This window comes from Bacillus sp. URHA0034, assembly GCF_056280405.1.
In genome coordinates this window covers 4,351,702-4,378,400 of sequence record NZ_JBWCDK010000002.1, presented here as the reverse complement: position 1 = coordinate 4,378,400, position 26,699 = coordinate 4,351,702, and the positions used below count along the sequence as shown (strand labels likewise).

29 protein-coding genes, 1 other RNA gene, 1 pseudogene and 1 other annotated feature are annotated in these 26,699 nt (G+C 39.0%); of the genes and pseudogenes, 8 read left to right on the top strand and 23 right to left on the bottom strand.

Translation table 11 applies throughout. The annotated features are described in order from the left end of the window. Window positions 1-3 precede the first annotated feature (3 nt). Window positions 4-948 carry a DHH family phosphoesterase gene (locus ACZ9EE_RS23000; RefSeq protein ID WP_476030878.1) on the bottom strand — a complete coding sequence of 315 codons (945 nt, stop codon included), beginning with the start codon at window positions 946-948 and terminating at the stop codon, window positions 4-6. A gap of 89 nt (window positions 949-1,037) precedes the next feature. Between ACZ9EE_RS23000 and ACZ9EE_RS22995 the strand changes: the two genes are divergently transcribed. Continuing rightward, the gene (locus ACZ9EE_RS22995; RefSeq protein WP_476030876.1) at window positions 1,038-1,349 is read left to right on the top strand and encodes a YtpI family protein; all 312 of its coding nucleotides are present in this window, start codon (window positions 1,038-1,040) and stop codon (window positions 1,347-1,349) included. Between the two features lie 44 nt (window positions 1,350-1,393). Here the strand turns inward: ACZ9EE_RS22995 and ACZ9EE_RS22990 are convergent, their stop codons facing one another. The 3 genes from ACZ9EE_RS22990 to ACZ9EE_RS22980 all read right to left on the bottom strand — a co-directional run bounded on the left by ACZ9EE_RS22990 (window position 1,394) and on the right by ACZ9EE_RS22980 (window position 3,900). Continuing rightward, window positions 1,394-2,713 carry a DRTGG domain-containing protein gene (locus ACZ9EE_RS22990; RefSeq protein ID WP_476030874.1) on the bottom strand — a complete coding sequence of 440 codons (1,320 nt, stop codon included), beginning with the start codon at window positions 2,711-2,713 and terminating at the stop codon, window positions 1,394-1,396. Between the two features lie 188 nt (window positions 2,714-2,901). Continuing rightward, window positions 2,902-3,138 carry a hypothetical protein gene (locus ACZ9EE_RS22985; RefSeq protein ID WP_476030872.1) on the bottom strand — a complete coding sequence of 79 codons (237 nt, stop codon included), beginning with the start codon at window positions 3,136-3,138 and terminating at the stop codon, window positions 2,902-2,904. Between the two features lie 81 nt (window positions 3,139-3,219). Further along, on the bottom strand, window positions 3,220-3,900 hold the full coding sequence (locus ACZ9EE_RS22980) for a metal-dependent hydrolase (RefSeq protein WP_476030870.1): 681 nt from the start codon (window positions 3,898-3,900) through the stop codon (window positions 3,220-3,222). Between the two features lie 229 nt (window positions 3,901-4,129). Here ACZ9EE_RS22980 and ACZ9EE_RS22975 point away from each other — a divergent pair, with 229 nt between their 5' ends. Together ACZ9EE_RS22975 and ssrS are read left to right on the top strand one after the other, a co-directional pair. Continuing rightward, the gene (locus ACZ9EE_RS22975) at window positions 4,130-5,227 is read left to right on the top strand and encodes a M24 family metallopeptidase (RefSeq protein ID WP_476030868.1); all 1,098 of its coding nucleotides are present in this window, start codon (window positions 4,130-4,132) and stop codon (window positions 5,225-5,227) included. Window positions 5,228-5,280: 53 nt separating this feature from the next. Further along, a non-coding RNA gene (gene ssrS / locus ACZ9EE_RS22970) (6S RNA) lies at window positions 5,281-5,476 on the top strand. An 87-nt stretch (window positions 5,477-5,563) separates the two neighbouring features. On the opposite strand, the gene ACZ9EE_RS22965 is transcribed toward ssrS, so the two are convergent. The 3 genes from ACZ9EE_RS22965 to ACZ9EE_RS22955 all read right to left on the bottom strand — a co-directional run bounded on the left by ACZ9EE_RS22965 (window position 5,564) and on the right by ACZ9EE_RS22955 (window position 6,515). Beyond that, window positions 5,564-5,899, bottom strand: coding sequence for a hypothetical protein (locus ACZ9EE_RS22965; RefSeq protein ID WP_476033060.1), 336 nt, complete (start codon window positions 5,897-5,899; stop codon window positions 5,564-5,566). 51 nt (window positions 5,900-5,950) lie between these two features. Then, complete coding sequence (locus tag ACZ9EE_RS22960; RefSeq protein ID WP_476030866.1) at window positions 5,951-6,169, bottom strand: hypothetical protein; 219 nt, start codon at window positions 6,167-6,169, stop codon at window positions 5,951-5,953. Between the two features lie 187 nt (window positions 6,170-6,356). Beyond that, window positions 6,357-6,515 (bottom strand): hypothetical protein, encoded by a 159-nt coding sequence (locus tag ACZ9EE_RS22955; protein WP_476030864.1) that lies wholly within the window; start codon window positions 6,513-6,515, stop codon window positions 6,357-6,359. A gap of 103 nt (window positions 6,516-6,618) precedes the next feature. Here ACZ9EE_RS22955 and ACZ9EE_RS22950 point away from each other — a divergent pair. Further along, a pseudogene (locus tag ACZ9EE_RS22950) lies at window positions 6,619-7,027 on the top strand (universal stress protein). A 160-nt stretch (window positions 7,028-7,187) separates the two neighbouring features. Next, complete coding sequence (locus tag ACZ9EE_RS22945; protein WP_476030862.1) at window positions 7,188-7,502, top strand: hypothetical protein; 315 nt, start codon at window positions 7,188-7,190, stop codon at window positions 7,500-7,502. Window positions 7,503-7,633: 131 nt separating this feature from the next. Here the strand turns inward: ACZ9EE_RS22945 and ACZ9EE_RS22940 are convergent, their stop codons facing one another. From ACZ9EE_RS22940 to ACZ9EE_RS22910, 7 genes are all read right to left on the bottom strand, one after another. Next, entirely contained in the window at window positions 7,634-8,146 is a 513-nt protein-coding gene (locus ACZ9EE_RS22940) for a MogA/MoaB family molybdenum cofactor biosynthesis protein (protein WP_476030860.1), read from the bottom strand. After that, window positions 8,143-8,985 (bottom strand): EcsC family protein, encoded by an 843-nt coding sequence (locus tag ACZ9EE_RS22935; protein WP_476030858.1) that lies wholly within the window; start codon window positions 8,983-8,985, stop codon window positions 8,143-8,145. Before ACZ9EE_RS22935 ends, ACZ9EE_RS22940 begins: the two co-directional genes overlap by 4 nt. A 131-nt stretch (window positions 8,986-9,116) precedes the next feature. Next, window positions 9,117-10,304: an acetate kinase gene (locus ACZ9EE_RS22930; RefSeq protein ID WP_476030856.1), complete on the bottom strand. Its 1,188-nt coding sequence runs from the start codon at window positions 10,302-10,304 to the stop codon at window positions 9,117-9,119. A gap of 241 nt (window positions 10,305-10,545) precedes the next feature. Then, window positions 10,546-11,529 carry a class I SAM-dependent methyltransferase gene (locus ACZ9EE_RS22925; protein WP_476030854.1) on the bottom strand — a complete coding sequence of 328 codons (984 nt, stop codon included), beginning with the start codon at window positions 11,527-11,529 and terminating at the stop codon, window positions 10,546-10,548. Between the two features lie 102 nt (window positions 11,530-11,631). After that, complete coding sequence (gene tpx / locus ACZ9EE_RS22920) at window positions 11,632-12,132, bottom strand: thiol peroxidase (protein WP_476030852.1); 501 nt, start codon at window positions 12,130-12,132, stop codon at window positions 11,632-11,634. A 214-nt stretch (window positions 12,133-12,346) separates the two neighbouring features. Next, entirely contained in the window at window positions 12,347-12,823 is a 477-nt protein-coding gene (gene ytfJ, locus ACZ9EE_RS22915; RefSeq protein WP_476030850.1) for a GerW family sporulation protein, read from the bottom strand. Between the two features lie 14 nt (window positions 12,824-12,837). Then, window positions 12,838-13,533 (bottom strand): DUF2953 domain-containing protein, encoded by a 696-nt coding sequence (locus ACZ9EE_RS22910; RefSeq protein ID WP_476030848.1) that lies wholly within the window; start codon window positions 13,531-13,533, stop codon window positions 12,838-12,840. Between the two features lie 177 nt (window positions 13,534-13,710). Here ACZ9EE_RS22910 and ACZ9EE_RS22905 point away from each other — a divergent pair, with 177 nt between their 5' ends. Then, on the top strand, window positions 13,711-14,514 hold the full coding sequence (locus ACZ9EE_RS22905) for an NAD kinase (protein WP_476030846.1): 804 nt from the start codon (window positions 13,711-13,713) through the stop codon (window positions 14,512-14,514). A gap of 325 nt (window positions 14,515-14,839) precedes the next feature. On the opposite strand, the gene rarD is transcribed toward ACZ9EE_RS22905, so the two are convergent. The 6 genes from rarD to refZ all read right to left on the bottom strand — a co-directional run bounded on the left by rarD (window position 14,840) and on the right by refZ (window position 21,200). Beyond that, window positions 14,840-15,772: an EamA family transporter RarD gene (rarD, locus tag ACZ9EE_RS22900; RefSeq protein WP_476030844.1), complete on the bottom strand. Its 933-nt coding sequence runs from the start codon at window positions 15,770-15,772 to the stop codon at window positions 14,840-14,842. Window positions 15,773-15,945: 173 nt separating this feature from the next. After that, window positions 15,946-16,149, bottom strand: a complete 204-nt coding sequence (locus tag ACZ9EE_RS22895) for an alpha/beta-type small acid-soluble spore protein (protein WP_098532038.1) — start codon at window positions 16,147-16,149, stop codon at window positions 15,946-15,948. 99 nt (window positions 16,150-16,248) lie between these two features. Further along, window positions 16,249-17,454 (bottom strand): tRNA uracil 4-sulfurtransferase ThiI, encoded by a 1,206-nt coding sequence (gene thiI, locus ACZ9EE_RS22890; protein WP_476030842.1) that lies wholly within the window; start codon window positions 17,452-17,454, stop codon window positions 16,249-16,251. Then, the gene (locus ACZ9EE_RS22885) at window positions 17,455-18,597 is read right to left on the bottom strand and encodes a cysteine desulfurase family protein (protein ID WP_476030840.1); all 1,143 of its coding nucleotides are present in this window, start codon (window positions 18,595-18,597) and stop codon (window positions 17,455-17,457) included. Between the two features lie 123 nt (window positions 18,598-18,720). After that, window positions 18,721-20,409 (bottom strand): septation ring formation regulator EzrA, encoded by a 1,689-nt coding sequence (ezrA, locus tag ACZ9EE_RS22880; RefSeq protein WP_476030838.1) that lies wholly within the window; start codon window positions 20,407-20,409, stop codon window positions 18,721-18,723. A gap of 158 nt (window positions 20,410-20,567) precedes the next feature. Further along, window positions 20,568-21,200, bottom strand: a complete 633-nt coding sequence (gene refZ, locus ACZ9EE_RS22875; protein ID WP_476030836.1) for a forespore capture DNA-binding protein RefZ — start codon at window positions 21,198-21,200, stop codon at window positions 20,568-20,570. 145 nt (window positions 21,201-21,345) lie between these two features. Between refZ and ACZ9EE_RS22870 the strand changes: the two genes are divergently transcribed. Further along, window positions 21,346-21,828, top strand: a complete 483-nt coding sequence (locus ACZ9EE_RS22870; protein WP_476030834.1) for a GAF domain-containing protein — start codon at window positions 21,346-21,348, stop codon at window positions 21,826-21,828. 278 nt (window positions 21,829-22,106) lie between these two features. Here ACZ9EE_RS22870 and ACZ9EE_RS22865 read toward each other — a convergent pair whose 3' ends face one another. After that, on the bottom strand, window positions 22,107-23,507 hold the full coding sequence (locus tag ACZ9EE_RS22865) for a sensor domain-containing diguanylate cyclase (RefSeq protein ID WP_476030832.1): 1,401 nt from the start codon (window positions 23,505-23,507) through the stop codon (window positions 22,107-22,109). A 400-nt stretch (window positions 23,508-23,907) separates the two neighbouring features. Between ACZ9EE_RS22865 and rpsD the strand changes: the two genes are divergently transcribed. Further along, a complete protein-coding gene (rpsD, locus tag ACZ9EE_RS22860) occupies window positions 23,908-24,510 on the top strand; it encodes a 30S ribosomal protein S4 (RefSeq protein ID WP_476030830.1) in 603 nt (200 codons plus the stop codon). Window positions 24,511-24,553: 43 nt separating this feature from the next. Here rpsD and ACZ9EE_RS22855 read toward each other — a convergent pair whose 3' ends face one another. Together ACZ9EE_RS22855 and tyrS are read right to left on the bottom strand one after the other, a co-directional pair. Then, window positions 24,554-24,739, bottom strand: coding sequence for a DUF6954 family protein (locus ACZ9EE_RS22855; RefSeq protein WP_476030828.1), 186 nt, complete (start codon window positions 24,737-24,739; stop codon window positions 24,554-24,556). Between the two features lie 435 nt (window positions 24,740-25,174). Further along, on the bottom strand, window positions 25,175-26,431 hold the full coding sequence (tyrS, locus tag ACZ9EE_RS22850) for a tyrosine--tRNA ligase (RefSeq protein ID WP_476030826.1): 1,257 nt from the start codon (window positions 26,429-26,431) through the stop codon (window positions 25,175-25,177). 46 nt (window positions 26,432-26,477) lie between these two features. Beyond that, window positions 26,478-26,695 (bottom strand) — a binding site (T-box leader). Window positions 26,696-26,699: the final 4 nt, after the last annotated feature.

The window sequence follows — 26,699 nt, the reverse complement described above, 5'->3', positions numbered from 1 at the left end:
AGACTATTTGGAATACGCTTTGCAGACCTTCCCCAATTCGTTAACGACCTCGTCCACTTCATCCCATGAATAGATCGTCGCACCTGAAGCAAGCGGATGTCCACCGCCGTTAAATTTCCGTGCGACCACATTGATAACAGGTCCCTTTGAACGGAGTCTCACCCGGATTTGGTTGTCTTCCTCAATGAAAAAGACCCACGCTTTTATCCCTTTTACATCCCCAAGTGTCCCAACTAGTAAAGATGCTTCAGCTGGTCTCGCATCATACTCTTTTAATAAATCTTTGGTAATCATAACAGAAGCCACACCATTTGGCTGAAGTACAAAATTCTGAAGGATATAACCTTGTAATTTAATAATCTTAGGATCTAACTCGTACATTTTGTCAAAAAGTTCAGTCCGTGAAAAATCGTAATGAATTAATTCACCCGCATAAGCAAATGTTTTTTCCGTTGAACTAGGGAACAAAAATCTACCCGTGTCGCCAACAATACCGGCAAACAATAGTCTTGCCGCTTCATCATTCATTTTCAAGCCCGATTCTTTACCCTTTAAATAAAATTCATAAATCATTTCACTGCAGGAACTTGCAGTGGTGTCGACCCATAATAAGTCCCCATACGGTTCCATGTTGGGATGGTGGTCAATTTTAATCAATTTATCACCTAATGTATAGCGATGATCATCGATTCTTTCCTGATTGGCTGTATCACAAACAATCACTAGTGCCCCTTTATAAACCTCATCTTCGATCACATCAAGCCTGCGCAGGAAATTCAGCGTTGGTTCCTCTTGACCTACGGCAAAGATTTTTTTCTCAGGAAAAGATTCCTTTAATATGGCGGTTAATCCACCTTGTGAACCGTATGCATCCGGATCCGGACGAATATGACGGTGAACAATAATCGTTTCATATTGTTTAATCGCTGTTAAAATTTGCTCAATCATGACACTGCTCCTTATGTACCAATTATGGCTTTTTTTTTCAATCCACGATAAAATAGTAGATGATTTCAAGAAATTTGGGGGATTGAATAATGTTTGTACTCGTTGTATTGATTGTCGTTTTATTTGCTTTCTACTTATTTTATAAAACAAAATACTTTAGAAGCAACCGTCTAGTAGAAAAGAAATGGCTTTCCGCAAAATCAAATATTGCACTTGGCCTTTTTGTCTGCTTATTTGGCATTAATCATCTCGTTTTTATATCCGAGACTACCACATCATACATTATTGCATCCATCTTTACTATTTATGGTGCTTACTTTAGCTGGATTGGCTTCAAAAAATATAAGCACTACCTTCCGTTTGCAATTGAAGAGGCTAATAGTCTCGAAGCCCAGAAATAAGTTGAGCCGCTTCTCATGGGAAGCGGCTTTCTTTTTAACAACTATTAATGCCGATCAATTAATTGACACATCATCATCGCTTTGCCAACTAATACACCTTCATTAAAAACCTCTACATCTACTTTTCCAAACTTACGGCCAACTTCCAGTACTTTAGGGATAATTTCTAAGGTACTCTCCATTTGAACCGGTTTTAGAAAGTAAATCGTCATATTCTCTACAACCAAATCCCCTTTTTTGTAGCTGCGCAAGACCCGATTTGCCGCATCAGACACAATTGTGGTGAAAACCCCGTAGGAAATGGTTCCGAGATGATTGGTCATTTGTGGAGTTACTCCACAGGAGTAAACTTCTTCCCCTTTAACTTTCCCCTGGACTACAGCCATTTGGTTGGTAATGATATCGTCAATTGTTTCACCAACCTGAGGCTGGCGCTGATTCATTTGCAGCGCCTTTAATACGTCTTGACGACTGATGATTCCCTCAAGCCGATTGGAATCGTCTGTAACAGGCAGGACCTCTATCCCTTCCCAAACCATCGTATGGGCTGTTGAGGCGACACTTGTTTTTCCGTTCACCGTCATCGGATTTTTTGTCATGATCTTATCGATCGAAGTATCCAAATCTTGACCTAGAATATCTTTACTTGTGACCATCCCCTGAATTTTCATGTTCTGGTCGACAACAGGGTAGCGGCTATGAGTCGTTTTTTGATTTAACTCATGCCACTTGGATACTTTATCTGAGTTTTTAACATAATAGGTTTCGGCAAGTGGAGTTAAGATGTCTTCCACCAGTATGATTTCTTTTTTTATTAATTGGTCGTAAATGGCCCGATTAATCATGGTTGCTACGGTAAAGGTATCGTAGCTAGTTGAAATGACCGGTAATTCCAGTTTATCGGCCAGCTTTTTCACATGCTCTTCACAATCAAATCCACCAGTAATTAAAACAGCGGCTCCTTCTTTTAAGGCAAGCTCATGTGCCTGTGTCCGGTTTCCGACAATGAGGAGGTTGCCAGCCTCTGTATAGCGCATCATCGCTTCTAATTTCATCGCACCAATGACAAATTTATTAAGAGTTTTATGCAAACCGGTTCTTCCGCCTAACACTTGCCCGTCCACAATATTTACGACCTCAGCAAATGTAAGCTTTTCAATATTTTCTTTCTTTTTACGCTCAATCCGAATCGTGCCAACCCGTTCTATCGTGCTGACATATCCTTTATTTTCAGCTTCTTTTATCGCTCTGTAGGCAGTTCCTTCGCTTACGGTCATCGCCTTGGCGATTTGCCGCACTGATATTTTTTCCCCAATTGGAAGTCCATCAATGTATTGCAAAATTTGTTCATGCTTAGTAGCCAAGACCTTCACCCTTTATTGTTTGAATTCCAATTCATCCAGTCTTATACCGGAATTATGTCTATTTTCCATTATAGAGTGTTAAAAGCCTTGATTCAATGCGGTTTCTCACAATTTGTCATGCAAAGAGCGCCTTTTTTGAGGCGCTGCTTGCTAGGAGTCTTGAAAACTCCTTAGAAAATAATGAAAGATTAATGGTAGGAACGGGACTTTTTCTTTAAACGCCCTGACTGCATTTTTCGCAACGATTTCTTTGGACTATAGAGGATACCTGTTAGATTCCCTGCAATCACCATTAAGGCAAAAGCCAGCCATGTTAACGAAAATATCCCTTGTGCTTCGTCAAGGTTAATTGACAATCTAGGTACAGCAAAATAGAGCATAAAGGCCGCAAGCAATAAGCAAAGTAAATATCGGTTCTTTTTCATTTTCATTTCCTCCTAAAAGACTGCTTGTTTCATTTTTATGCTCAAGGAAGGAAAAAAAGTATGTGAAAACCTAAAGAACAATTAAATTTCTATTGCCTGACCCGGTGCGAGTACAAGTCCATTTTTATTAGGGAGCATTTCAATAAATTGATTCGGGTCTTGTTTAATTGGCGGGAAGGTATTGTAATGGATTGGAACCACTGTTTTAGCTCTTAATAGTTCGGCCGCATAGGCAGCATCCTCCGGACCCATTGTATAGTTATCCCCGATTGGCAGGAAAGCTAGGTCAATAGAATGACGTTCACCGATTAATTTCATATCTGAGAACAGCGCTGTATCACCCGCATGGTAAATGGTCTTCCCTTCACTCATAAACAGGATTCCTGCAGGCATCCCGCAATAGACAATTTGATTATCATTTGTGGTATAGCTTGAGCCATGGAAGGCCTGGGTCAGCTTTATTCGGCCAAAATCAAATTGATAGGAACCTCCGATATGCATCCCATGTGTTTTTACACCCTGCCAGCTTAAGAACGTAGATAATTCATCGGTTGCCACTACAAGCGCGTTATTCCTTTTAGCCAGCTCTACAGTATCCCCAACATGGTCATTATGGCCATGTGATAATATAATCGCGTCCACTTTCACATCTTGCGCCTTTAAGTCCGTCAAGGAATTGCCTGTAATGAACGGGTCAATGATGATATTTTTTCCTTCCGTATTCACTTGAACAACTGAATGCCCATGATACGATACTCTCATGTTTACCTACTCCTTTTAAATTTATAAGACTTGTCAAGCTCGGTACCCCACATCGAAAATGGGCACTTACGCTTTTCTAAGTATTTCCCTAAGAATTTAGGAATTCCTTCTTACTTTATACCCATAACTACCTCTTTTTAGAGCATGATAAGTTATGATAGTTTACATTCCTCAATAATCTTGTTACGCTCAGGTTGGATTTTGATATTTAACAAGGGGGGCCCCTAACATGAGTGAACGATTGGTAAAACTTCAAACTTGGATGAAGGAAAACGAAATTGAAGTTAGTTTTTTGACATCGTCAGAGAATGTTTTTTATTTAAGCGGCTATTATACTGATCCGCATGAAAGGCTTCTCGCACTTGCAGTATTCCAAGAAGAGGAGCCGTTTTTGGTTTGCCCTTCAATGGAAGTACACGATGCAAAACGTTCAGGCTGGGAACATGAAATCATTGGCTATAGCGACATTGAAAATCCATGGGAATTGATTTTAAAATCGATCAATAAAAGAATCCGTACTGTCTCAAAGGCAGCAATCGAAAAAGAGCATATGAACGTTGAGCGCTTTGAGCACCTTTTAAGCTTATTTCCCCATGCTTCGTTTGTTTCTGCTGAGGAAAAGTTGCGAATGCTTCGCATGATTAAAGATGCAAAGGAATTACAAATCATTGAAGAAGCTTGTGCACTTGCTGATTATGCTGTTCAGTTCGGCGTTAGTGAAATTAAGGAAGGAAAAACAGAACTCGATGTACTAAATGCCTTGGAGTACGCACTTAAACAAAAGGGCGTAACCGAAATGTCGTTTTCAACCATGGTTCTAACAGGTGCGAATGCAGCTTCTCCTCATGGTACACCAGGAGGAACAAAAATTAAAAAAGGCGATCTCGTCTTGTTTGATTTAGGTGTTGTGGTTGACCGGTATTGCTCCGATATAACAAGAACGGTTGCATATGGAGATATTAATGATAAGCAAAAAGAAATTTATGATACGGTCTTGAAAGCCCAACTTGCCGCGATAGACGCTAGTAAACCTGGGGTGAGCGCTGCAGAAGTGGACCTCACTGCCCGGCGAATTATTTCAAATGCCGGTTACGGAGAGTTTTTCCCGCACCGCTTAGGACATGGTCTGGGAATTAGTGTCCATGAATATCCGTCATTAACAGAAACAAATCAGTTAGTAATCGAAGAAGGAATGGTTTATACCATCGAACCCGGTATCTATGTACCGGAGGTTGCTGGCGTCCGTATTGAGGATGATGTGTATATTACGGCGGATGGAGCAAAAGTGATAACTAAATTCCCAAAAGAGCTGCAAATTATTAAATAAAATTTGGGACCTTTTTACATTGAACTTTGTAAGGATTTGATGTATTATAACAATACAAGCTGCGTTGTACGTAATCATAATAAAGTTTTAACCTTTAAGCTGTAAAAGGGAGTTTAACTATCGAAGCGGAAATGACATGCCTCTGTCTATAGGACATGGAGGACACGCAGGAACACTTCTGAGAACACCCACTTTGAGGAGTGGTGGTTTAAAACTTTCTTATATCTCTACGGCAAATGCGGCTACATAATTGTTTTATTAAACCAGCTTTCTTGTAAAGCTGGTTTTCCTATGTAAAAGAAGAGGCTCCCGCCTCTTCTTTTTTTACTATTAATATTAGTAAGGATATGGGTAATATGGGTATAGGTAGCCATAGTAATACGGGTAGCCATAACCATATCCATATGGTGCTGTTAATAAAGCACCCGCTGCCAGGCCTCCTAAAAAAGGAAGCCCAAAACCAAAGCCAAATGGAAATCCAAAGAATGGACGGCCAAAACCGAAGCCGAATCCTGGACGCCCGAATCCGAAACCTGGACGGCCAAAACCAAAGCCAAACCCTGGACGCCCGAATCCGAAGCCTGGACGGCCAAAACCTCCAAAGTGCCCAAAGCCGCCAAAATGACCGAACCCATGATGGAGTCTTTCATCTACTGAATTTATACCAACCATTTCAGTTGTCATTTTTCCCACTCCTCTATATTCATTTATTTCCCAGTTTCCTTAAATAAAGAATGGGAAGCCTCCGAAGAATGGATAACCAAAGCCAAAACCGAAAGGTGCTCCAAAGCCAAAGAATGGACTTCCGAAGCCCCATCCCCAAGGTCTACCCCACCCCCAGCCAAAGCCACCCCACAAACGAGAGTCCTGACCGCCATATTGTGGGGTATGTTCAACTTGCAAATAATTGGCTGCAGGCGCCATATACATATGATTATTCATTTTTTTCCTCCTCTTTTTATAGTTGACACATTAAAGAATATGCAGGATTACCTATAAACTCTTGGGTAAATGCCCTTTATAGCTTATTTTGATAGACATATGACTACTCAATCAAAAAGCGGATATTTCATGCTAAACAAAAAAGCTGCCTAATTTAGACAGCTTTTCGCATAGTCAAACTGAAATTTTATTCCTCAACAGCAGTAAAGTCACTATTATCTGCTAGTGCCGTACCTTCCCCTATAAATCCGCTATTATAGGAGTTCAAAATTTGCTGGCTTACCTCCATTGTCCCTTTTTCATCAAACTCAAACGTATACTTGTTCTTTGTTTCTCCTTTTACCATACTTTATACCCCCTTTTGATTATGTTACTTCATTATTGTTCGAAAAATTGAAACAATTATTCGTTGTTAAATATTGTATAATCAAGGTGAGGAGATGATAATCATGGGACTTAAATATCGAAATATTTTAGTCGCTATTGATGGATCAAAGGAAGCTGAGTGGGCATTCAAAAAGGGGTAGAAATTGCCAAACAAAATGTGCCTTAATTGAAGCCTATGATACGGTTATTGGCGACCGTGCCGAAAAGCAGGCAAAAGAGATGCTCGAACAGTATCAGCAACAAGCTGTTGAGGCAGGATTAACGGATGTTCAATATGAGATTGAGTACGGATCTCCCAAAATACGCATTCCTAGAGATATAGCCAAAAAACATCATATACATTTAATCCTCTGCGGGGCTACCGGGATGAATATGGTAGAAAGATTCTTTATTGGAAGTGTTTCAGAACATATCACTCGCTACTTACCTTGCGATGTTCTAATTGTTCGAACAATAAAAGATGCAGTATAAACTTATGTAAAGCACGGAGCTAATTGCCCCGTGCTTTCGTTAAAATTTTCATATAATATCGTGAATGTTCTTACTATCTATAGTACAATTAAAACAATTATTTAAGTTGGTGCCTGACACCATTTCTACTATTTACGAATTTGAAATAGGAGGCAGACATATGATGGATCATTTTTATTTTGATGAACGTCTTGGGATCCCTGTCCCGGATTTAAGGGTTGAGTGGGACGAATACAGTAAGGAAGTGCAGCAGTATATTTTGCTTCATTGGGAACAGATTCGCGGATCGATTCCAGATCGAATTGCGGAACTTGAGCAGGAAATAAACCGTAAGCAGGATAAACTTTCAGATGAAAATGACTTTCCTCGTTCTTGCAGGTTGAATACAGAAATAGCGGACCTTGCTTCGATTATAAATGATTTATGGCTCTGGTACCGTGCAGATCAAACCGTTTCCACAAAAGTCCATCAATAAGAGGGTGTCCCAAAAGTATAACTTTAGGGGCACCTCTTTTTTATACATTAAACTAGTCTGTTGATTTCCGCTCCAATCAACAGAGTGTAAAAGATTTATTAACAACCACCTTTGGATGAGCCGCGCATTGTTTATAGGTCTTTTTTTAACTCTCTAACGACATGCCCAATCTCAGGAAGAATTAATTTGTTCATTGCTAATTTGACGGCTCCAGTGGAGCCTGGAGTCGTAAATACAGCTTTGTCTTTAACAACGCCTGCTATCGCCCTGGAGAGGATCGCTGCAGAACCGATATCCTCCTGGTAACTCAGCATTCTAAACAATTCCCCAAAGCCGACTATTTCTTTCTCAAGCAACCCTTTAACCGTTTCAATGGTTACATCCCGCTTGGCAATTCCTGTCCCGCCATTCGTGAGAATTACATCGATATCTTCTCTGTTACAGGCTTTAAGAATTTCGCCGCGAATCGGTACCGATTCATCTTTCACAATACAATAATCCACGATTTTATGTCCGGCACCTTCAAGCATTTCCATCATTAACCGGCCACTCTTATCTGTTTCCTGATATCTAGTATCACTAACAGTAATCACGATACAATTAACTGCCTTTGGTGCCTCACTTTTATGTTCTTGAGTACTCATCCTGGTAACTCCTCTTTATCCTTAAGATATCGCAACTGATAATATTTATGGGCAAAATCCGTTACTTTGCGAGTTAATTGATAATTAGTCCCAGCGCCAATTGCCATGCTGACAAGCGGTATACCTTGGATTGCTCTTTTCCGGAACAGCATAATCACCATTGCTTTAAATAGCTGCTGAATCGGTTGTTCCAGCCAAGAAATTTCGGAAATTTTCTCAGTGCCTTCATAAAAATATAACTCTTGATGCTGCTCTAATTCTGCCATCAAAGAAGCCCAGCCTTCTTTTTGGATTCTTGGCGGCAATGTGGCGGTATGGAATACTTTTAAAGACGTCATCATTTCAAATGGGGTATTCACCTCAAAACCGTAGGTCATCGCAATCAATTGAACTACGCGCAGATTTATAACGGCCATCGCTGGAATATCTGCCCCTAACAGAAGTGTACCTCCCGTCCCGGAAAGTCCACCTTGTGTAAAGGAATAGAGGCGATGCTTGGCAATTTGCTGCTGCGCTATGTATTGTAATTGATCGATATCCAATTTTCGTAAATCCGCTATATTTTCAATATCTTTTCGAAAGATTCTACCTGATCCAAGTATTCTTTCCTTTGCATCCATTTGAAGCTGTGAACCTTGAATAATACTGTGTAAATGAAATAACCAACCGTCGATTACGAAAAAAAATTGCTTTTGAACTTTTTCCGGCAATAAGGAAAAAGAACGTTCTAAATACTTTTCATATAGTAACTGAAAATCATTGGCTTCATAGTTTAATAAGTTTTTTTCCCATGAGCGAATTTCATTCAGAACCACAATTTCACGGTCTGTCAATGGCAATGTAACCCCTCCTGCTCATTGTATCTATTTCCAGTATATCACAATAAAACAAGACTGAAAAAAGGCAAAAGCCATCAACATCAGCTTTTGCCTTTTTCTTGATCATAACGTACATGATAACCGGTCTAACATTAATGTGCTAAACGAACAACGTCACGGGCAATCATAACCTCTTCATTTGTAGGTATGATGATTACTTTTACTGGTGAATGAGGATAGTTGATAAATGCTTCCTCTCCTCTTACCTTGTTTAAAGCAGGATCCCAGTAAACGCCCATAAATTCTAATCCTTTTAGAATCCGCTCTCTAATTGGGTCACTATTTTCACCAATACCGGCAGTGAAAATAATCGCATCTACGCCATACATACGAGCAGCATAAGAACCGATATATTTGTGAATACGATTAGCAAACACATCTAATGCAAGCTCTGCACGATCATTTCCTTTGTCTGCTTCACCAATAATATCCCGAAGATCACTTGAAAAACCAGAAACAGCTAACATACCACTCTTTTTATTTAACACGTCAAGCACTTCTTCAGCTGTTTGATTGGTTTTCTCCATGATATATGGAATAAGTGCTGGGTCAATATTTCCTGAACGGGTACCCATGGTTACCCCTGCGAGTGGTGTAAAGCCCATGGATGTATCAATAGACTTCCCGCCTTCAATCGCAGCGATACTTGCTCCATTTCCTAGATGACAGGAAAGTAAACGAAGCTGTTCAATTGGGCGTCCTAATAATTCGGCCGCACGTTGAGACACATATTTATGGCTTGTGCCATGGAAACCATATTTACGAATTCCATATTTTTCATAATATTCATATGGCAAGCTATATAGAAAAGAGCTTTCAGGCATGGTTTGATGGAATGCTGTATCGAAAACAGCAACTGCCGGTACATTGGGAAGAACTTGTTTGAATGCTTTTATCCCAGTTGCATTTGCTGGATTATGCAATGGAGCTAATTCGGATAATTCTTCAATTTTTGCTAAAACTTCATCAGTGATTAAAGCTGAATCGTTAAACGTTTCTCCACCGTGCACTACGCGGTGACCAATTCCTTCAATTTCATTAAGAGACTCGATGATTCCTAATGATGTCAATTTATCCAATAGCATCTTAACTGCTACATCATGATCGGGAATATTAGAGACTTCTTCAATTTTTTCTCCATTCACCGTAATATTAAAAATTGAATCATTTAGACCAATTCTTTCAATTAATCCTTTTGTAATTACCTCTTCGCTAGGCATTTCGAATAACTGAAACTTCAACGAAGAACTACCTGCATTGATTGCAATAACTTTTGACATTTATGAGAACGCTCCTTTTATATAACAACATCGACTTGTAGGAAGTTTTGTTTTAATACACCTTTTATTTTGCGCAAACCGACCCTGTTTATTTCCCTCAATTTTTCATTTAATCACTCTAGGTAGGACATTACAAGGAATAAATTACGTGATACCGATTACATTACAAATGTTCATAAATTCACAAATTTCACAATTCAAAGAAAACAAAATAAAGGATGGAGAGGTAAATTTCACCTCTCTATCCTTTATTTTCTTGAAACCACTTTTCCATCTTTGTGAGGATTTTATCCATCTCATATGCATTTGAAAGGCTGGGTAAATTTACAAGCAATGCCTGCTTAGGCGGCTGAATGTTTTCGCCCTTCTTTTGTAAAATTAAAATGCTTTTCGCTGAATTCTTATTTTTAAATATACTTGTTGGTAATTGCAGCAAGCCTTGGATATACACATTGTCCTTTATATATTCGTGAAGCTGCGGTGCCTGCTCACTTTCAAATAGTCCATTAGGTACTAAGAAGAACAGATATCCCCCTGGATTCGTATGGCGGACACCTTGTTCAATAAACAAGTGATGGGCATACGAATGGCCCGTATCCGATTTTAATTGGTAATCGGCTGCTCTAATATCATTCGGATAGTATCCAATAGGTAAATCAGCCACAACAGCATCGACTGGGTCAATAAATAAAGATTCTAAGCTGTCTTGATTAAAGAATTGAATTGGATGTCCCTGCAAGTTAGCATTCACATAGGCAAGCTTAATAAGGATATCGTCAATTTCTACACCAATCGCGGTGATTTGTTTACGTGAATGATTCATTACCGTTGTTAAAAGATTTCCTGTTCCAACTGCGGGATCAAGGAGACGGAAGGATGGTTTCTGCATAAATTTTTCAACCAAATACCCGACAAGCATGCCCACAGAATCGGGGGTCATTTGATGATTGGGCTGGACATTTTCCTTCATACCTTTTAGAATCACCAACTGAAAGGCTTTGCGAAGGTCCTCGTTGGAAAATTTGTCTAAACTAAGTTCACCGTATTGTTTCTTAAGCCGCTTGACAGTTAGTTCACTTAACTCTTCCTGCAGAATAGCTCCCTGGAATAGATTTTCACCGGTATCAGCAAGTGCTTCAAGATAACTACAAGCAAATTCCTCTTGTAAAATAAGCGCAGTTTCATTAAATAATGTAAATAACTCTTCCACTGGAGAAATGTTCATTGTTTCCCTCCATTACTAAATTTCCTTATTCATTCTATACGAGTATGTATTTTTTAAACAAGTAAAAAGACCTCGCAATGTTTGCCGAGGTCTTTACGTATATTATTTCGCGTTTCTAGCAGCTTCAAGTGCTGCTTCATAGTTAGGATGATTAGTTGCTTCACTAACATACTCTACATATACTACTGTATCACTTGAATCTACTACAAATACTGCACGAGTTAATAGTCTTAACTCCTGGATTGCCACTCCATATGCTTCACCGAAAGAAAGGTCACGGTGGTCAGAAAGAGTTTGAACATTTTCAATTCCAGCAGCGGCACACCAGCGTTTTTGCGCAAATGGTAAATCAACGCTTACTGTTAAAATTTTAACATTTCCTAAAGAGTTAGCTTCTTCATTGAAACGGCGAGTTTCGGCATCACAAACACCAGTATCTAAAGATGGTACTGATGAAATTAAGCGAACCTGACCCTTCGTATTTTCAAGAGTCACCTCTGATAGATCATTGGCAAGAACAGTGAAATTTGGAGCCTTATCGCCCACTTTCACCTCATTGCCAAGCAGCGTAATTGCATTTCCTTTAAATGTAACATTTGCCATACTCATTCATCCTCCTTTGTCGTATTAAAGCCATTTGCTAAAAAACAATAAGACTTTAATTATGTACAGTGTAAATATATCTTTTCAAAACTATTTTTGCAATTATTTGAACTAAGGAATTTTAATAAATAGAGTTGAGGATCTTACTGGGCAGCGGGAAAACACAAAAGAAAAAGTTAACCCTCCAAAAATCTCGGAAGATTAACTTTCGTACTTATAATTCTAAATCCACTTTTGGCTGTTGTTGCTGAGATTGTTGTTGCTGTTGGGATTGCTGTTGCTGTTGGGATTGCTGTTGATTCCCTTGATTCTTTTTTGAGAACATTTGCTGTATTTTATCAACAGCCTGCGGGGCAAGCTCTAGAATCTTCTCGTATAAATGAGTGCTTTCGTCTAAGTGAAGCATTTTTACACCTTGAGAATTAACTATTAAAAAAGCGATTGGAGTAATAGACACACCGCCACCGCTTCCTCCGCCGAACGGAAGCTTTGGCTGACCCTCTTTTTGACCGCTTTCGAGTTTAAACTCACTGCCCCCGGCAGCAAATCCAAATCCGACCTTTGATACTGTTAAAATAACACTTCCATCTGGGGTTTCTACTGGGTCACCAATAATGGTATTTACATCAATCATTTCTTTTAAGCTTTCCATTGCAGTTGTCATCAAGCCTTGAATTGGATGGTCAGACATGGTTATTTCCTCCTCTATGAAACGGATTTAGGTTTTTCATCTTGAAAATCGGCCCTGCTTTTTAGAGACGGTTTCCCGCCCTTCCAGAATTTAATTAGCTTTAATCCTGCGAGAATAGCATTCCCGATTCGAAACTGAAACATACATGTTAACTCAGTATGGATGACGGATGCCTGAAAATGCGGGGTAACCGTTAATTGCGGCATCACCTTCAACTTCATATAATGGCTGAGTAATCCAATTATCCCTCCTTTAACAGCCCATAGGACCCCAGTCATCATCCCAGTATGAGCGGCATCGCCAACCCCCATTAACGTCTGCCATTCAAACTTTTTAATAGTAATCTTTTGTAAAAATTTTTTTATTATAACATGCAAACCGAAGACTTTATGGAGGATTTCTTTTGTGTTTTGAAGTTTGCTGACGAAATCATTTTGGGTTACTTGTTTTGATTTGAAGTCAGGATCTTCACTTGGAGACTCTCCCATAAAGGATGTACCTTTCACGACAATACTAGGAGAGTCATCATCCAATTTAATTAACGGTATCTTAATGTTGTATTTGATTAATCCAAAAAATACTCTTAACTGTATCTTTAAATCGTCATTATCATTTAGATGGGAATAGTAAACATAGATCGTCAACTTGGCAAAAATAATGAATAGGAATAAGAACAATATGATTATAAGAGATAGGAGAAGCCAAAACATTTTCTCACATCCTTTCAGCCCATTATTATTTGCTTTTATATAAAAAATAAACCTGTCATGTAATATTGATAGGTTGATTCTGCTTTTATATTATTTCTAAAAAATGCTAAACTAAATTCAGAGGTTTATTTTTTCAGCATGATATCACATCTTCATCATCTTACAGGGGGACTGAAAATGGAGATCAGACGCAATATTTATTTTTATCACAAACGGGATGCGGAACTACTTTTGAAAATGGCACCCCTGCTAGAACTTGCAAAACGTTACGATTTTACAATTGTGGATGATTACCGAAAGGCAAACATTATTGCTAGTGTAGGAGACGATGGAACATTTTTACAAGCGGTAAGAAAAACTGGCTTCAGGGAAGATTGCCTTTATATGGGGATTTCAGTCCTGGATAGTTTGAGTATGTATTGTGATTTCCGCATTAATGATACATCAAAAATGATTGAAGCGATTACCTCGAATGCACAATTAAAGGTCCGCCGTTATCCTACCATTGAGGTAACAGTCGATGGTCAAAGTACATTTCGTTGTTTGAATGAATTTAGTATCAGATCATCGATTATTAAAACACTTGTGATGGATGTGTTTATTGATGAGCTGCATCTTGAAACGTTTCGTGGTGATGGATTAATTGTTGCTACCCCTACAGGCAGTACAGCCTATAATAAATCAGTTAGCGGCTCGATCGTGGACCCGCTGCTATCCTGTATGCAGGTTAGTGAGGTGGCATCTGTTAATACTAATCAATATCGAACACTTGGTGCTTCCTTTATTGTGGGAAGTGAACGCACGCTTACCTTGAGGGTTATTTCTGAAGGGAATGACCATCCGACCATGGGGATGGATAATGAGGCCTTAAGTATCCGTCATGTTGAATCGATTCAAATTAGCATTAGTGATAAAAAAATAAAAACCTTAAAATTAAAAGATAACTCTTTTTGGAATAAAGTTAAGCGAACTTTTCTATAAGAAAAGCGCAAGCGCCTTGGTCAGCCCCGACAAGCACAAGACGAGCCGGCCGAAAGGTTGCTTTTTAACCTTTTGGACGGATTGACCTAAATGTGGAGGCGACTGTTTTGGGACGTAGGCATAAGACGCACCCTGCAGAAGGCGCTTTTTGCCTTCTTCAAGGGGGGGCTTATGACTCTAGTCCCAAGGAGCCGCAACTGGATAAGCTTGTGACCTCGAGGGGCTAGGCGCTGGAGCTAGACAATTCTCAAGGTCAATAACTTTTATTCTTTTTCATAAAAAGAAAAAACCTTATCCGCGATTAGTCGGATAAGGTTTTTTTAAATTAAAGCGCAGCCCTATTTTCTTTTGAAAGCTTAACTTTTCTGTGAGTAAATAGTTTTGTTTTTGAAAGTGAATAGATGACTAGTGCAACCCAAATGAACATAAAGGAAAGTAATTGTACTTTAGAAAAATGTTCTTGATAAACAAAAACACCCAGGATTAAGGTTAATGTTGGTGAAATGTATTGCAGGAAGCCAAGTAAAGAGAGCGGGATTTTTTGGGCGCCTTTTGCAAAATAAAGAAGTGGTATTGCCGTAACAGCACCTGCACCCATTAATAATAAATCTGTTCCCCAACTAGAAATAAATAAAGAATTCGTTCCATGAAGAAATAAGTAAAACATATAAATAGCAGCGATTGGTGCCAGCACCATTGTTTCTAATGTTAAACCAACCGAAGATTCCACATGAATCACTTTTTTAGCAAGCCCGTACAACCCAAATGATAACGCCAAAGAAATAGCAATCCATGGAAAGACACCGTGTGAAACGGCTATTATCACTACACCAATTGCAGCCAGAATAAAGGACACAAGCTGCGCAACTGTTAATTTTTCTTTAAGGACAATCATCCCTAATAAGATACTAATAAGTGGATTAATATAGTAGCCAAGACTTGCCTCAATCATATGACCGCTATTGACTGCCCATATGTAAACATACCAATTAACGCTAATTAGTAGAGAGGCAATGGTAAGGAAATAAATCTGTTTTTTATTTTCCGCAAACCCTTTCAATGTAGAAACAAATAAACTCCATTTTTTTGTGATAACTAGAACAAGTACCATAAAAATAAACGACCAAAAAATCCGATTCGCGAGGATTTCCTGTGCATTTATTTGTTCTAAGAACTTCCAATAAATCGGCAGTAATCCCCAAAGAAAATATGAAAAGCCGGCATGGACCGCTCCCGTTTTTGTATCTGTTTTTTTCATTTTTCTTCCGATCCCCTTAATGTTTCTATTTTCGAAATACTCTTTATTATACCTCTAAAATTTAAATATAGAAGACTTTTTTAATACCAAATCCATTCCAGTTTTTAACAAAAAAATAAAAGAGAGTGGGAGGTAAACCTCCACACCCTCTGTAGCCATCTTATTCAATTTGATTAACGAGAAAATCCGCCGCCTAATTGCTGCTCAGCCATTGATACTAGACGCTTAGTGATTTCACCACCAACAGAACCGTTAGCACGTGAAGTAGTGTCAGCACCAAGATTTACACCAAATTCTTGAGCAATCTCATATTTCATTTGATCAAGAGCTTGTTCAACACCAGGAACTAATAAGTTGTTTGAATTGTTGCTTGCCATGTGATATCACCTCCTTGTGAGTATAGAATGTGTAGAAACTTTAAAGTTCATTCTATAATCCAATTGGTAATTGTTCACAAAAAATTCATATTTTGTTAATTAAAATAATGAATCAAATTCGGAATCTTGGTCTTCAGGTGTAATGACAAGTGTTTCAACCTCTCGAACCGCTTTTTCCATTAAGGAAGTAAAATCAAAAAAGCTTTCATAATACTCGATTTTCTCCCGGCGTGGCTTTGTTTTAGGAGAAGCAGGCACAAAGATGGTACAGCAATCCTCATAAGGCCGATTGGAAATCTCGAGAGTATCTATTTCATGCGCGATTTTGATTATATCTGTTTTGTCCATCGTAATCAATGGACGAAGAATAGGGGTGTTTGTTACCTCATTAATCGTATACATACTTTCTAAGGTTTGACTCGCTACCTGACCAAGACTCTCACCAGTAATGATCGCAAGCGCCTCCTGTTTCATCCGAATTTTATCGGCAATGCGAAGCATCATTCTCCTTGTTGAAGTCATCGTATAATTTTCCGGTATTTGTTCGTGAATAGCCTGCTGGATGCTGGTAAAAGGCACAATATGAAGCTTGATCGTGCTCCCATACATTTCGCCCAGCTTTTTCGTGAGGTCCACTACCTTTTCTTTGGCTCTTTCACTTGTAAAGGGTGGGCTAAAGAAATGGACCGCTTCAATTTCTAATCCCCGTTTCATTGCCATATATCCCGCGACAGGACTGTCGATTCCTCCTGACAGCATGAGCATGGCTTTTCCGTTTGAGCCAATCGGCATGCCGCCAGCACCCGGTATATTTTCACATGATAAATAAATCGCATCTTCTCTAACTTCTACTCGTAAATTAATATCCGGTTTCTTTACATCTACACGAAGGCCAGGAATATTCTGAAGTAAATAGCCGCCAATCGTCCGGTTGATTCCATCTGTATTTAACTCGAATGTTTTATCTGAACGTTTTGGGGTAACTTTGAAAGTCTGTCCGTCCTTGTAATGCGCCCTCACAAACTCCAATGCTGCATCTTTTAATGCCTCAACATTTCTTTCCACTTTAATGGCCGGACTAAAGGATTGAATCCCAAATATGTGTTTTAGTTTCTCGATTATTTCAGTTCCATTTTCTCCATTTAATAAAACATACATCCGGTCCCTGCTGGCCTGTATTTGACTATTTGGAAAAGAGGCCAGGGTCAATTTTACACTTTTTCTAAGTTTTTCTACAAACTTATGGCGATTTCGTCCTTTTGTGGATATTTCACCATAACGTATTAAAATACGGTCATAATTCATTTATTTCCTAACCTTTCGTAATTGGTCTGCATATTTTTTTATCGCATGAATAACAGCGACAGCTTCTTCTTCTGTGTTATCAAAACTAAGACTGATTCGGATAGAACTATCAGCTAATTGATCCGGAACCCCCATGGCAAGCAATGTTTGGCTTGGTGATTTCCGCTTGGATGAACAAGCACTTGTAGTGGATATAAAAATATCTTCCTGTTCAAGGGCATGAATAAATACTTCCGATTTTGTTTCTTCAAGAGAAAAATTTAAAATATGTGGTGCCGCTCCCTCTAGTGGCGTATGAATTTTCACACCTTCCACTTCATTTAAACCTTTCCTAAGCATGTTCTGGATTTTTATCAGGTTCTCCATTCCATGCGTACTTTTTCCCAATGTCATCCTAAGGGCCTTTGCCATCGCAACTACTCCCGCAACATTCTCCGTACCGCTGCGCAGCTTTCGCTCTTGATTGCCCCCAGATAATAAGGGTGTTAGTCTAGTGCCTTCACGGACAAACAATACACCTGTCCCTTTTAAGCCATGGAATTTATGCGCCGATAACGAACAGAAATCTACCCTGTTTCGATTCAAGGATAAAGGCACTTTTCCAATTGCCTGAACGGCGTCAACGTGAAACAAAATGGTTGGATATTTTTTTAACATCTCGCCAATTTCAGAGATTGGCTGAATAGACCCCACTTCATTATTTACCTGCATGATGGAAACTAATATGGTTTCTTTCCGAATTGCTTTTTCTACATCAGCCACAGAGACCCTTCCATTTTGGTCCACCGGTAAATACGTTATGTCAAAGCCTTCACCAGCAAGCTGCTCCATTACTGCTAAAACAGACGCATGCTCAATACTTGAAGTAATGATATGCCGCCCTTTATTTCGGTTCAGCAGAGCGGCCCCTTTAAGAGCCATATTATTACTCTCTGTCCCGCCAGACGTAAAATAAATTTCAGAGGATTTTACCCTTAATAACTTCGCCACCTGGTCCCTTGCCTGAGTCAACAGTTTCTCTGCCTGCCCTCCGATCCTATGCAAGGAGGAAGGATTTCCAAAATATTCACTCGAAACCGTCGTAAAGGAATCTAAAACCTCTTTATATGGTTTAGTTGTAGCACTATTATCAAAATAAATCATGATGTCATCTCCTCCCCCGCCCAGACACTTAACAAAAATAAATCTTATCATATTTAGGTTAGTTTGAAAAAGAAAAGAAAAAACCGATTCAAGCCGTACGGCTGAATCGGTTTCCTCACCAATCTATTGTGTGACGCTCGCTGCTTTTATTTTCTTCAATGCTTCCGGGTCAATTCCTTGAAGAGAGGCAGCTACCTGCTCTAATGCCTCCTGATACTCATAATGTCTAAAAGCATCTTCCGCATCTGCTAATCCTTTGGCAACAGATGGGTGCTTGCTGCGGTAACGATTTCCATACTGAATGGCTTTTTCGGCTAATGTGACATTTTCAATTAACTCATACGTATTGGCCACAAGCTTTTCAACCGTTAAAACAGCAACTTCTAGGTATTGATTTAGGGCGGATACATTAAGCGGCTTTTCTTCAAGCTGATAACGAACGTTTTGAATGCTATCGTTTGTATCTTCAAATAGAAATTGGTAATCTGCAGGCAAGCCAGGAACATTGTTTTTCTTCACAATTCGGATTGTCTCGCCCACTTTTTTTGTCAATTCCATAATCTTGTCCCGTGCTTCAATTTCATCTTTTCGTAAAGCTTGAAGTTTTAAAGCAAAGGCCTGCTGTCCCTCACGAATTACCTCTAGCTGTTCTTTAATCGAATTCAGCTCTTCGCTAAGCGCCGATTGTGCTGTTCCATTCATCTTCAATTTTTCAACTAATATCTCATAATGCTTATATACAGTGGAAAGTTCTTTTTCAAGCTGCCTTTGTGTCTCAAAATCACTGTCCGATAATTGATAGCTTTGTTGAACCGCAAATAGCTCGTTAGAAAGCTCCTTATTCTCTTTTTGAGCAGAAGCTAAAAGCTCATAAGCTGCTTTTTCATTTTTAATGACGAAATGTTTAGCGTGAACTTCCTTTTCCAAAAGATCAAATAGGACATCGATTCGGTCCTTTACTTCTTTAATCCCTTCATCAGCTTGATCAATTTCAGCTTTTTCAATCAGCACTAAATTTTCAGCAAGCTTTTCTTCCAAACGTTTAACTTCTTGTTCTACATTAATATGGTCTAAGTAGTAATCCTGCCCCATCATTTCACGATGTCCTTCTAAACAATCGGATAACAGATTGGGAAGCAGTGACTGACATTCTATTAACATCTGGGGGATTAAATCCATACGGTGTTTGATCGTTCCAAGCTGACTATGTATAAGCAAAACGACTTCACGAGCTTCTAAATAATTTCCTAGGTCCGTTTTCTCATCATATTCTTTAAAGTTATGTGCGACTTCGTTTAACAGCTGTTCTAGATGTTTTTCCGAATTGCCAAAGCTGTGTCGGTGTGCAAGCAGCCTCTTTTTTGCTTCACGATATTTTTCTTTTAACTCTTCAATTTCTACTCTGTTTTTTTCCTCACTGCCAATAAGCTCATGTAGTTCATCCAATATATTCTTAATTTGACTTTCCGTTTCCTCCAATTTTGTGTTAATGGATTGTTGTACCTCTTTTGCCTTTTTAAAGCGGTACCGATCAATATATTCTTCCGCATCAAAAAGCATTTCTTCCAAATCAGGGAGCTTTACGGTTACTACATCATCCCATTGATTCCGCCAAGCTTCAAACAGCTCTTCTGTTTGGCCGGTCATATTTAACTGTTTTACCTTCGACATTTCATCCAGTATGGGCCGATCTAATAAATCAATTTTCCATGCTTCGAGCCGATCCATTTCTTTAAAGTATTTTTTCTTTATTAAATATCCCCATACAAACAAGGCTAGTAGCAGGATGAAAAATCCAATGAAATACTTCACAAGTAAGCCTCCTATATCAAACAACATATTCGAATTCATCTATATAAAAAATTATTCATGTTCCCATTCAATGCTATTATGATACCATGTTAACGACATTTTTTGACTATTAATTTCAATTTTTTTGTAAAATACAATAAAAAAAATAGCGATAACCGCTATTTTATCACTGCGCCCTTCATAACTGGCCCTTCAAAGCTTAAGGTTTTATCGATCCAGACGTATAATTCCTTTAAATACTTTTGTTCAAAAAATGGCTCATTAGGGAAAATATATAAAACTTCTCGCATATATTGTGTATTCATAAATGGCATCATTAATAAACTCTTTAATTGAATGATTAAGTATGGGATTGAATGCGGCCGAAATTCCTGCCATTCAAAACCTCTTTCGATTATCTTTTGCAAATAATATTTTTCTTTTAGGGAATAAGTTGACATGATTTCCCTTACTACTTGAGAATCCATAGACATTTCTCGATAGACAAAACTCGCAAGCTGGCTATTTTCACATTGATAATGGAGTAAATCTGCGACAATCCTTTTTAAACATTCTTTTGCACCACGATCGATGGAGAGATACGCTTCTTCTATCTTATTGATATATTGTTCAAAAAAATGCATGAAGCAATATTCTAATAGTCCAGGTTTATTATTAAAATAGTAGGCAATGGTAGCTGTGTTAACTTTTGCCAAATTAGCAATATCCCTAACCGATGTTCCTGAATACCCATTTGAATTAAACAACGATATGGCAGCCTGAACAATTGCTTCCTTTGCATTTTTCTTCATGTATTCTCCCCCTTAGGTATCCCTTATATAGGATTTCTGTATAAACATGACTGAATCCTTTATGAAAATATCGACAAAGTGCGCTCCTTTTCTTCTTTTTTTGATAAAATAATAATTAATTCATTATAGAAAAAGGTGAAACTACTTGTTTAACGTCGAAATGTATACAGGAACTCGTGAAGAGAATTATGCGCTTGTAAAAAAACAGCTGCAGGCCCTGCTTTATGATGAGAAAAATCAAATCGCTAATCTCAGCAATGCTTCTGCTCTGTTGAACCAATTTCTCGACCGAATTAACTGGGTTGGTTTTTATTTGATGGATACTAATGGAGAACTAGTTCTTGGTCCTTTTCAAGGATTACCGGCTTGCGTGAGAATACCTCTCGGGAAGGGCGTATGTGGAACGTCAGCTTTGAAAAAAGAGACCATCCGTGTGGAAGACGTTCATCAATTCCCTGGCCATATCGCCTGCGATGCTGCTTCACGCTCTGAGATTGTCATTCCACTCTTGAAAGACGGGGAACTATTTGGGGTATTAGACATTGATTCTCCAGAAGTGAATCGCTTTGATGAGCTTGACCAGCAAAAGCTTGAAGAGCTGGCAGCTGTTGTAGTCGAGCATCTTTAAAGTACTTTTAAGTTTAGTAAAATTAAGAGGCTGACCCAATTGGTAGTTGATGAATAATCTTTGTACACTCTGTTGATTGAAGCGGAAGGCGCGAAGACTTCTGCGGGAGTAAGGGGCAGGGGAGACCCCACAGGCGCTTAAGCGCCGAGGAGGGTCCCCGGACCGCCCGCGGAAAGCGAAGCGCCTGGAGCGGAAATCAACAGACTAGTTCTAAGTATAAGAAAGAAGGTGCCCCTAAAAGTTATACTTATGGGACACCTTCTTTATTAAATGTCATTCTAACCTGCCATGATAGCATCCCCTTGGATGACCACCTTGTTTTTGCCCGTTTCTTTTGCCATGTATAATGCCTCATCTGCTCTTTTAAATAAAGATTGATAGGTATCATTTCGTTCCTTTTTCCAATAAGACACACCACAGGATACGGTAATATGCGGCTCTGAGCATTCTGACACCTTATTTAGAATTCTCCCGGCAATGACAACTCCTGTTTCCAACGAAACCCTTGGCAAATAAATGGCAAGCTCCTCTCCACCCCAGCGGGCACCAATATCACTTTCCCGAATACTTCCTTTAATGAGATTCGCTATCTGGATCAGAATCAAATCTCCAATTTGATGGCCATAGGTATCATTTATTTCTTTAAAATTATCAATATCAATTAAAATAAAGGTTCCTTCTTCATCTTTCTTCATCGATTGTTGTATTTTTTCATCTAAAAACTTACGGGAATGCAGCTTGGTAAGATGATCCGTAATCACCAATTTTTCAAGTTCATATCTTAATAGAGCATTGGTTAGGGCTAAAGATGCATGATAGACTAGAGATTGCAGCAGTTTAAACGCCTCAAACGGGAAGAAGTAGGGATCTCGATGCATAATAATAGAGAAGCCTTTCAGCTTCTTGCTGATAACTACAGGAACGGCCATTACAGAACGAAACACAGGTGGAATATATTGGGAAAGATTCAAATCGCCAATAAATAATGGTTCGTTACTCTGTTGAAATTTCCCCTTTATGTAGTCAATGTAGATCCGAGCTTGTTGTGTAAAAAAGAATGGTGTTGAGCCAGGGAGTACTTTTGCTTTAAGTTGATCCTTGGTGAACAGAAAAAATCCAACCTCTTCTGCCTCAAAAGAGCTTTTAATTTGTTGAGCCATAATGGTCATCGTTTCAACTAAAGGCTGGTTTGAATTTAATTGGTGTGACGTTTTATTGATTAATTGAAGGTCGGAAATGGTTTTTTGCGCTTGCTGATGTATTTTCGCATTTTCCAGGGCACTGCCTGCTGATTGTGACAACAACCTGATAAATTCTGCCTCACAAGCCGGAAAATTGGTCACTTCCGGGGCGATTACTTCAATAACACCATAAATCTTTGAATTACTTTTTAAAGGGGCGTAGAGGGCAGCATGTTTGGATACATCAGATCTCTCAAATTGAATCTCTCCAGACTCATAGGCATTAATGACATTCATATTTTCACTATCGTATTCTAACTCCATGATTCGCAGGTCATTATGATGGTAGGCATCACGTGATAAAAGTAAGTAGTAGGAATAATTAGGAAAAAATTCTTTTAGGGTAACAAATATTTCTCCTAATAGATTGTCCACACTCAAGGTTGAATGAAATCTTTCAGATATTTGAAATAATTTCTTATAGTTTTCTGTATCCAATAGTAAATCCCCTTTTAGAGAATACATACTTATTATTTTCCGCTTTTCTAAATTCCAAATAAATACATTGCACCCTAATTATAGTTAATATTAGGATACTTTTGGAATATATTTTTAGGTAAAATATTAATTTTTTTAGAACATTTCCGTGTCATTTAAGTCGGCTTGAAAATATACTTGACTTACCATGTATAAAAATCATATAATATTCTTTGTGTAAAATATATGCAGCCTATTGAGTTCATTTTATTGGTCTCATTTTGTTCCTCAAACTATTTTGATGGTGCATCTTGTAACCCTTAGCTGCTAGGGCGAAGGTGCATGAAAACAAAATGTCTAGTAAAGATTCTCATAACGGTTTTTATTTTACCAAAATAAAAACACTAAGGAGGAGTCATTCATGGCTCGTTATACCGGCCCAAGCTGGAAACTATCCCGTCGTCTTGGAATCTCTCTAAGCGGCACAGGTAAAGAATTAGAAAAGCGTCCTTACGCTCCTGGACAACATGGTCCAAACCAACGCAAAAAGCTTTCTGAATACGGATTACAATTACAAGAGAAGCAAAAGCTTCGTCATATGTATGGTGTAAATGAGCGCCAATTCCGTACTCTTTTCGAAAAAGCTGGCAAATTATCTGGTATCCACGGTGAAAACTTCATGGTTCTTCTTGAATCACGTCTAGATAACGTTGTTTACCGTTTAGGTCTTGCTCGCACTCGTCGTGCTGCTCGCCAATTAGTAAACCACGGTCATATCTTAGTTAATGGTTCTCGCGTAGATATCCCATCATACCGTGTAACTCCGGGACAAACTATCAGCGTTCGTGAAAAATCACGTAACCTTGATGTAGTGAAAGAATCAGTTGAAGTTACTAACTTTGTACCTGATTACTTAACTTTCGACGCTGACAAATTAGAAGGAACATTCTCTCGCTTACCAGAGCGTTCAGAGCTTCCTGCTGAAATTAACGAAGCACTTATCGTTGAGTTCTACTCTCGTTAATCTTTATATGAAAAAAACGGATGCCAATTGGCATCCGTTTTTTTCATTTATTTGCCTTGTTCAATGCCTTTTGGTAACAATAGGTTATGACTAGATAAAGGAAGAATACAATTACGGCAGTCCATAATCTTTCTTGTATGGATCCATCAGCCATAAGAATAGGACCAAGCCCGTAAAATGTAACAAGTGCGAGGAGAATTAAAAAGAAAATGTGTATAAAAATTTTCATTTTTTCACCACCAATTTTTCTTTTTATATGATTTGACGTAGATATTTAGTCCCTTAATACCTTGTAAGAGCGATTATTTTTTATGAGGACAAGGAGGCCTCATTTACCGGCTTTTGTGTCCTCATGGAGCCTTCATGCGGACATTAACTCCTCACTTTCGGGCTTCTGTGTCCTCATAGGGCCTTCATGCGGACAATAGCTCCTCACTTTCGGGCTTCTGTGTCCTCATGGGGCCTTCATGCGGACAATAGTTCCTCACTTTCGGGATTTCTGTGTCCTCATGGGGCCTTCATGCGGACAATAGTTCCTCACTTTCGGGATTTCTGTGTCCTCATGGGGCCTTCATGCGGACAATAGTCCTCGCTCTCGGACCCTCGTGTTCTCATGGTTTTTCTTGTAATAAAAAAGGGCTTTGGATTCCCAAAGCCCTAGCCGTTAATAGTTAATTAACGTATATTTCTTTTTGCCTCGTCTTATAATCGTAAACTGGCCTTCAATACGATCTGTTTCCTGAAGAAGATAAGCAGTATCTGTCACCTTTTCTCCATTAACCGTTACTGCTCCGTTTGAGATATCCTCACGAGCTTGACGTTTAGAAGGAGAAATTTTTGCAGCAACAAGCAAATCAACCAAATTCTCTTCCCCTTCTTTTGCATCATAGGAAGGTACGTCTTTAAAGCCCTGCTTAATTTCCTCCGCGGAAAGGTTTTTCACGTCTCCGCTAAATAATGCTTGAGAAATTTTAATTGCCTGCTGCAAGGATTCTTCACCGTGTATTAAACGGGTCATTTCTTCGGCCAAAGCTTTTTGAGCTTTGCGAAGATGCGGTTCCTCCTGGACGCTTTGTTCTAAACCTTCAATTTCTTCATGAGAAAGGAAAGTAAAATACTTCAAATATTTCACAACATCTGCATCGGCCGTGTTAATCCAGAACTGATAGAATTCATAAGGTGTCGTCTTTTCCGGATCTAACCAGATAGCTCCGCCTTCAGTCTTTCCAAATTTAGTTCCATCTGCTTTGGTTACTAGTGGAATCGTCAAACCAAATGCCTTTGATTCTTCATCATGCATTTTTCGGATTAGCTCGAGTCCGGAAGTAATATTTCCCCACTGATCGCTGCCGCCAATTTGTAATTTACAATTATGGTGGTCATATAAATGATTGAAGTCCATTGCCTGTAAAATGGTGTAAGTAAACTCAGTAAAGGAGATACCCGTCTCAAGACGAGAAGCAATCGTATCTTTCGCAAGCATGTAATTGACGCCGATATGCTTACCGATATCACGCAAGAACGTCACGATATCCATGGATCCAGCCCAATCATAGTTATTCACCATTATTGCTCCATTTTCACCATCAAAGTCAAAAACAGAAGCAAGCTGTTTCTGAATGCCTACAACATTCTCCTGAACTGTTTCCAAGGTAAGCAATTTACGTTCTTCACTTTTACCACTTGGGTCTCCAATTAATCCAGTAGCACCGCCAACCAACACGATAGGCCGGTGACCATGCTGCTGAAATCTTCTCAGTGTTAGAAACGCAACTAAGTGCCCAATATGCAAGCTATTAGCTGTCGGGTCTACCCCACAGTAAAGCGAAATGCTTTCCTTTCCTAATAGATCTTTTAGGCCTTCTTCATCTGTTTGCTGATAAATAATGCCCCTCCATGCCAAATCCTGTAGTAAATCCAAATTAATCCCTCCAATTAGCTTGAAAAATAAAAACGCCCCTGCAAAATGCAGGGACGTATAGTTACGCGGTACCACCCAGCTTGAGGAAAAATCCTCCAACTCAATAAAATAACGGTTTAAACCGTTTTCCGCTACTAACAAACGAATTCACAGAAAAAGCTCCAGGATGTAATTCATTCCTCTATGTGTATCAGCTTTCACCACCGCTGACTCTCTACAAACAGGGATAGAAGAACTACAGTTGATTCCCTTCACAGCTTTAAATATA

Excerpts from the sequence above, each read along its gene's own strand:
- ACZ9EE_RS22930 (WP_476030856.1), bottom strand. The coding sequence starts at position 10,304 with ATGTCAAAAGTTATTGCAATCAATGCAGGTAGTTCTTCGTTGAAGTTT.
- ytfJ (WP_476030850.1), bottom strand. The coding sequence starts at position 12,823 with ATGTCTGACCATCCAATTCAAGGCTTGATGACAACTGCAATGGAAAGC.
- ACZ9EE_RS22980 (WP_476030870.1), bottom strand. The coding sequence starts at position 3,900 with ATGAGAGTATCGTATCATGGGCATTCAGTTGTTCAAGTGAATACGGAA.
- ACZ9EE_RS22945 (WP_476030862.1), top strand. The coding sequence starts at position 7,188 with ATGATGGATCATTTTTATTTTGATGAACGTCTTGGGATCCCTGTCCCG.
- ACZ9EE_RS22885 (WP_476030840.1), bottom strand. The coding sequence starts at position 18,597 with ATGATTTATTTTGATAATAGTGCTACAACTAAACCATATAAAGAGGTT.
- rpsD (WP_476030830.1), top strand. The coding sequence starts at position 23,908 with ATGGCTCGTTATACCGGCCCAAGCTGGAAACTATCCCGTCGTCTTGGA.
- ACZ9EE_RS22905 (WP_476030846.1), top strand. The coding sequence starts at position 13,711 with ATGGAGATCAGACGCAATATTTATTTTTATCACAAACGGGATGCGGAA.
- thiI (WP_476030842.1), bottom strand. The coding sequence starts at position 17,454 with ATGAATTATGACCGTATTTTAATACGTTATGGTGAAATATCCACAAAA.
- ACZ9EE_RS22985 (WP_476030872.1), bottom strand. The coding sequence starts at position 3,138 with ATGAAAAAGAACCGATATTTACTTTGCTTATTGCTTGCGGCCTTTATG.
- ACZ9EE_RS22975 (WP_476030868.1), top strand. The coding sequence starts at position 4,130 with ATGAGTGAACGATTGGTAAAACTTCAAACTTGGATGAAGGAAAACGAA.
- ACZ9EE_RS22965 (WP_476033060.1), bottom strand. The coding sequence starts at position 5,899 with ATGGTTGGTATAAATTCAGTAGATGAAAGACTCCATCATGGGTTCGGT.
- ACZ9EE_RS22960 (WP_476030866.1), bottom strand. The coding sequence starts at position 6,169 with ATGAATAATCATATGTATATGGCGCCTGCAGCCAATTATTTGCAAGTT.
- rarD (WP_476030844.1), bottom strand. The coding sequence starts at position 15,772 with ATGAAAAAAACAGATACAAAAACGGGAGCGGTCCATGCCGGCTTTTCA.
- ACZ9EE_RS22955 (WP_476030864.1), bottom strand. The coding sequence starts at position 6,515 with ATGGTAAAAGGAGAAACAAAGAACAAGTATACGTTTGAGTTTGATGAA.
- refZ (WP_476030836.1), bottom strand. The coding sequence starts at position 21,200 with ATGAAGAAAAATGCAAAGGAAGCAATTGTTCAGGCTGCCATATCGTTG.
- tpx (WP_476030852.1), bottom strand. The coding sequence starts at position 12,132 with ATGGCAAATGTTACATTTAAAGGAAATGCAATTACGCTGCTTGGCAAT.
- ACZ9EE_RS23000 (WP_476030878.1), bottom strand. The coding sequence starts at position 948 with ATGATTGAGCAAATTTTAACAGCGATTAAACAATATGAAACGATTATT.
- ACZ9EE_RS22895 (WP_098532038.1), bottom strand. The coding sequence starts at position 16,149 with ATGGCAAGCAACAATTCAAACAACTTATTAGTTCCTGGTGTTGAACAA.
- ACZ9EE_RS22940 (WP_476030860.1), bottom strand. The coding sequence starts at position 8,146 with ATGAGTACTCAAGAACATAAAAGTGAGGCACCAAAGGCAGTTAATTGT.
- ACZ9EE_RS22855 (WP_476030828.1), bottom strand. The coding sequence starts at position 24,739 with ATGAAAATTTTTATACACATTTTCTTTTTAATTCTCCTCGCACTTGTT.
- ACZ9EE_RS22925 (WP_476030854.1), bottom strand. The coding sequence starts at position 11,529 with ATGAACATTTCTCCAGTGGAAGAGTTATTTACATTATTTAATGAAACT.
- ACZ9EE_RS22910 (WP_476030848.1), bottom strand. The coding sequence starts at position 13,533 with ATGTTTTGGCTTCTCCTATCTCTTATAATCATATTGTTCTTATTCCTA.
- ACZ9EE_RS22995 (WP_476030876.1), top strand. The coding sequence starts at position 1,038 with ATGTTTGTACTCGTTGTATTGATTGTCGTTTTATTTGCTTTCTACTTA.